Origin of the sequence: Candidatus Bandiella numerosa, from assembly GCF_021811875.1 — a bacterium.
In the GTDB taxonomy this organism is placed as follows: Bacteria; Pseudomonadota; Alphaproteobacteria; order Rickettsiales; family Midichloriaceae; genus Aquirickettsia; species Aquirickettsia numerosa_A.
Window position 1 is genome coordinate 1 of sequence record NZ_JAJBJD010000080.1, and the last position, 4,796, is coordinate 4,796.

General features: G+C 30.9%; 6 protein-coding genes. All 6 read right to left on the reverse strand.

Features of this window, described 5'->3' with window-relative positions; genetic code table 11:
- Positions 1-288 precede the first annotated feature (288 nt).
- The 6 genes from L8D11_RS05995 to L8D11_RS03485 all read right to left on the reverse strand — a co-directional run bounded on the left by L8D11_RS05995 (position 289) and on the right by L8D11_RS03485 (position 4,711).
- Positions 289-531 (reverse strand): thiaminase II/PqqC family protein, encoded by a 243-nt coding sequence (locus tag L8D11_RS05995; RefSeq protein WP_369127280.1) that lies wholly within the window; start codon positions 529-531, stop codon positions 289-291.
- A gap of 228 nt (positions 532-759) precedes the next feature.
- Positions 760-2,079: a porin gene (locus tag L8D11_RS03465; protein ID WP_236870284.1), complete on the reverse strand. Its 1,320-nt coding sequence runs from the start codon at positions 2,077-2,079 to the stop codon at positions 760-762.
- A gap of 37 nt (positions 2,080-2,116) precedes the next feature.
- On the reverse strand, positions 2,117-2,734 hold the full coding sequence (locus L8D11_RS03470; RefSeq protein WP_236870285.1) for a DsbA family protein: 618 nt from the start codon (positions 2,732-2,734) through the stop codon (positions 2,117-2,119).
- A 41-nt stretch (positions 2,735-2,775) separates the two neighbouring features.
- Positions 2,776-3,348 carry a non-canonical purine NTP pyrophosphatase gene (locus L8D11_RS03475; RefSeq protein ID WP_236870286.1) on the reverse strand — a complete coding sequence of 191 codons (573 nt, stop codon included), beginning with the start codon at positions 3,346-3,348 and terminating at the stop codon, positions 2,776-2,778.
- Positions 3,349-3,369: 21 nt separating this feature from the next.
- Positions 3,370-4,077, reverse strand: coding sequence for a protein-L-isoaspartate O-methyltransferase family protein (locus tag L8D11_RS03480; RefSeq protein ID WP_236870287.1), 708 nt, complete (start codon positions 4,075-4,077; stop codon positions 3,370-3,372).
- Between the two features lie 196 nt (positions 4,078-4,273).
- Entirely contained in the window at positions 4,274-4,711 is a 438-nt protein-coding gene (locus tag L8D11_RS03485) for a flagellar hook-basal body complex protein (protein ID WP_236870288.1), read from the reverse strand.
- Between the last annotated feature and the right edge of the window lie 85 nt (positions 4,712-4,796).

Here is a 4,796-nt window from a genome sequence, read left to right on the forward strand (position 1 = left end):
GATACTACCTCGCCTTTTTCTTTTTTTCTTACTATTATTTCAAAATCCATTTGATACCTGTATTGTTTTAGGTCAAAGGTTAGCACTTTTCCTATTTATACGCTATCTAATATTTATGCTTCCATCTCTCTTTGGCTATTACCCTGCTTATATAATGTCAATATTGTTGTGTACATTGCGACTCCTATCATTATTAGCCCTCTTTTTTAAAAGGCTAGTTTGCATTAATTTATTTTATTTTCCTCTTTTTTGACCTGGTCCCTTTTTAATGCAATTTTGTGGCCCCTTTTATATTAGCACTGACAGGTTACCTAATAGAATTTGTCTATTTTTTAAATTTTCACAATTGGAGTGTATTGCACTAATGCATCTTGGAAAAATATCGACATGATGAAAATACTGCTTTGAATATTCTTGTAAAACTCTCCGGTTTAATTTCCCTTGATTCCATTTTTTATAAAAACAATGATTTAATAAATGAAATGGTTCAATTGTTTTTAATAAAATACTAGCAAAGTCAGAAATGATAATTTTTTAGTTAAATTATATTCCGGATAATTGAACGCAGCTTAATCAAGGGATATATAAATGCAATAAAAAAAGCCTCAATTGAAAGTATCAAAGAAAATAACTATTCCCAAATTTAGGCATATGCGATGCAACAAGCATCACCGCGCCTTATGAACCTATAGATATTCATAAGTTACTGAGTGTTATGTGGGATCATATTAAATGATCCCAAGAGGCTATTAAATTATTTTAAAATTTAATTTTTGTACCAGCTAATATTACAGTACCTTTATTAAATGTAGCTTTAGCAGGGGTATTATAATTGGTATTTTCTTTGAATTTTAATCTAGTAACTTCAATATAAGGCATAAAGCCAGGCATAACTACATAATCAGCACCAATTGATACTGCCTCAAATTTGTTATACTCCTTTTCGGCATACCTAACAAATTTCTCTTTTTCATCCTTACCATCGACTTTTGCTAAACATCCAGCTCTCTTGCTTTGCATATAATTAACACTGATTCCATATTTTTCTGTTGAATATGCAGAACCAAGAGACCAATACTTACCACCCGTTTTTACGTCATCGGGGCTTTTATTAGTACCTAGAAGATCTCCAGTTTTTCCGATGTCACCATAAGCACCTGCAAAGGCAAAGCCTTTATAATCAACACCAGCACCAACTTGCCATGCGTTTAAATTTTTTCTATCAATATTTGATTTATCATCCTCAGGATTTCCATCAATTTTTGCAATATCGTCATAATATGAAATTCTTTTTGCCTTGCCGAATTCACCGAGCACAGCAGTTGTGAATTTTACACCATTTTCAAGAGAGGTTTCGTATCTAACAGTTGGCTGCCAAATATTTTTAAATCCACCATCAGCATTTTTCGGTATATTATTGGCTTGAGCAGCAGTTCCTCTTACCTTTGAATCTGGGGTGTAACTAACACCAAATGAAAATCCATTTATAATTGGAGAAAAATAGTTAATTTTCCCAGCCTTATTAGTTTCATCAAAACCCACTGGCAATTTAGGAGAAGTTAAATAAGTACCACTTATTTTTTTCGCACCGGTACTATCTATAACGCCACCGTTTTTAAGCCAATTCTCCCAATCTCCATCTAGTCCACCTGTTGCACGTGCAAATGTATATGGATTTACTTGCATTGAAGTACCTACAGGGGAAGTGTTTCCTAATTCAATTTTACCAAATGTGTCTTGAACATATATTTTAACCTCATTCCCAATATTTTTGCTTCCTGAAGGAGACTCAGAAGTACTAGCATTCAGTTTAATATAAGCTCCATATCCTAACCCAGTTTCACTTTTATTATCATAATTAAACTTTAACGCTCCACTGTTAGCTAATGAGTTTTTATTATAATATTGGCCAGTCGCAAGGTTTTTTCTAAAAGCATCTTGTTGATTAACAATTCCAAATTGAGAATCTACCTCTCCCCCTATTTTAATTGAAGAATCTTTTATTATATCAGCTGCTTGTGCAACAGAAGGAATAATGCCTAATGCTAAAATTAGATAAATGAAACGCCTATTTCTCATGACTGGTGCCTAGTATGTTAAAACTCCCCATTTATATCTAATTATTGAGATGATTGTCAATGATTTTTATAAAATCATCATAATCTTTTATAGCATTGATGGTTTTTTGATTAATATAAATTGTTGGTGTTTGATTAATGTTTAGAATTCTCATATCATCGTAAGCCTTTTTTTGTAAATTATCAGCAAATTTTTTATCATCAAAGCAACTGTTAATTTTATCAGTGCTATAGCCAGAAAGTCTGGCGATATTTTTTAGCATTTGTTTAAAATCCTTCCTAAATGCCCATTTAATTTGTGATTTGAACAAAATATCGATAATGTCAAAGTAATTATCATTAAAGCAATTAGCAAAAATGGTCCCGTATAATGCTGGTTCATTAACTGGATAATCTCGAAATATGTATAAGACTTTATTAGTGTTAATATAATTTTCTTTAATTTTAGAAAATATACTTTCGTGGAATGAAGAGCACCCTGGGCAAGATAATGAAGAATATTCAATGATTGTTACCTTTGCTTTTGTATCTCCTAAATAATGGTCCCCATCAACTAATTTTAGTATTTGGGACCTGTCTTCAACATCATTTGCAAAAGCAGATACCATGACATTGATAAAAAGGCTTATAAAAAGAATGTAAATTTTATTTTTCATTATTTTTAATCTTTTGAATCATTTTTTTCATTGCAATGTTTCTATGGCTTATAGAGTTTTTTTTCTTGCGCAGTCATTTCATCAAATGTTTTGTTGAAAGCATCTGGCTTAAAAATAGGGTCGTAACCAAAGCCATTACACGAATTGGTATTGAAACTTAATTTACCATTAATTTTACCATTTGTGATTATAAAATTAGTTTCATTAAAAAATAATACCAAATAGCAAGTGAAATAGGCATCTATTTCATGATATTCCCCAATTCCTCTTTGCTTTAGCATAAATTTTATTTTATCAAAAGCCTTGAAATAATTTTCACCTGGTTCTGCAAATCTTGCTGAAAAAATGCCAGGCTGATTATCTATTGCAGGTATGCAAAATCCAGAATCATCAGCAATGACTGGCATAGCACACAAATTAAAATAGTACTGAGCTTTTATTAAAGCATTTTCTTCAAAAGTTTCACCATCCTCATTAGGGTAAGAATTGATATTTAGGCTTTTTAAATCATATAATCTTAAGTTAAGATCTACCAACATAGCAGACATTTCATTAAATTTACCCAAGTTGGATGTTGCTATGCACAACTTATTATTTAAAAAATCAATACTCATCAAGAGAATTTAAATATAATCTCAATACAACATGGAACGTTTTGTTTTAACTAAAAGACGCTCATCAGCATCAACCGCAAGTAATTCATCTTTGAATAAGTTACGATTATGTTTAGTCCATTTAACTATTTTAGCTAAATTATTTTTCCTTTCAATAAGAATTATCCTGCCACCTTCAACTAAAATATCTTCAATATATTTTGGTATATCATTCATAATTCCATTTATAAAAATTATATCAAACTCTAAACCTTTGGAATTTTTTTCAAAATGATCAAGTACCTGAAACACAACGTTATCTTTGGCCTGAGAGAGTAATTCTTGACTCATGCCAATTTTTAATAATTTTCTATCTGTATCAACTGCTGTTACTTTTTTGGCAACGTTTGATATTGTAATTGATGAATATCCAGTGTTGCAACCAAAATCAAGTACTGATGAATTTTCATCAATTTCTGCATCTTGAAGCATTCTTGCTAAAGCAAAAGGTGGCATTATAAAGCGATTTTCATTTGCTAATAAATCAGTGTTCCATATTGGCAAAATTGAATCTGAATAGGCTACGTTTCTCCATTTGCTCATAATGAATTTGTGACGAGGAATTCTTAATAATAAGTCTATAATCCTTTCATCATTAATGCCATTTGGCACTAATTGATTATAAACCATGTTATGCCTTGCTACTGCAAAGTACTCCTCATTATATGTATCTTTAATTTCTACAAACAAAATTAATTATAAATTAGTTGATTAATCAATACTAACCAATATAACAAATTTAAACTAATTGCAGTACTTTTTTAATCAATTTTAAAATTTATTATATAGCTTTAGGTCAGGCAGGTAGTGACAAGGAATGGTGAGCGAAGTGTAGTAAAACCTACATAAGCGAAGAATGACGATGCCAATACCTATTTGAATTATGCTATACGTGTATCACACTTAATAAAACATCTTCCATACCATTCATTATGCCATATGCTTTTGCATTAAATGAATAAAATCTTTGTTGTTTCATTAAATCTGTCATTGAAGTTGCCTCATCAACATTAGAACCTTCTAAACTACCACTAACTATCGTACCTGCGCCATTTGTACCAGCAATTTGCAAAATGGCTTCTCCTGAATCTGCTGTACTTGAAAATACAGTGCCAAATTCATTTTCAAGTTTCATTGGATCATCAAATAATGCAACTGGAATTGCTGCCAGTTTTTTTTGTTCGCCATTGGTATATGTACCAATTAAATTTCCTTTGTCATCAATATTAGTCCCAGTAAGAGTTCCACCTAACTTACCATCGGAAGTAACCTTTATATTATTATAAAGGCCGTTGCATAAATGCAAAGCAAGGAAGATATGCAATAAATGGATTTAAAAAATTAGATTCATATAAAGAAGAACGATAAGTTTGGTATAAAAGCTGATAGAATAATAGGAATTCAAGAAA

Coding starts and splice junctions, on each gene's coding strand:
- L8D11_RS03475 (WP_236870286.1), bottom strand. CDS start 3,348: ATGAGTATTGATTTTTTAAATAATAAGTTGTGCATAGCAACATCCAAC.
- L8D11_RS03470 (WP_236870285.1), bottom strand. CDS start 2,734: ATGAAAAATAAAATTTACATTCTTTTTATAAGCCTTTTTATCAATGTC.
- L8D11_RS03465 (WP_236870284.1), bottom strand. CDS start 2,079: ATGAGAAATAGGCGTTTCATTTATCTAATTTTAGCATTAGGCATTATT.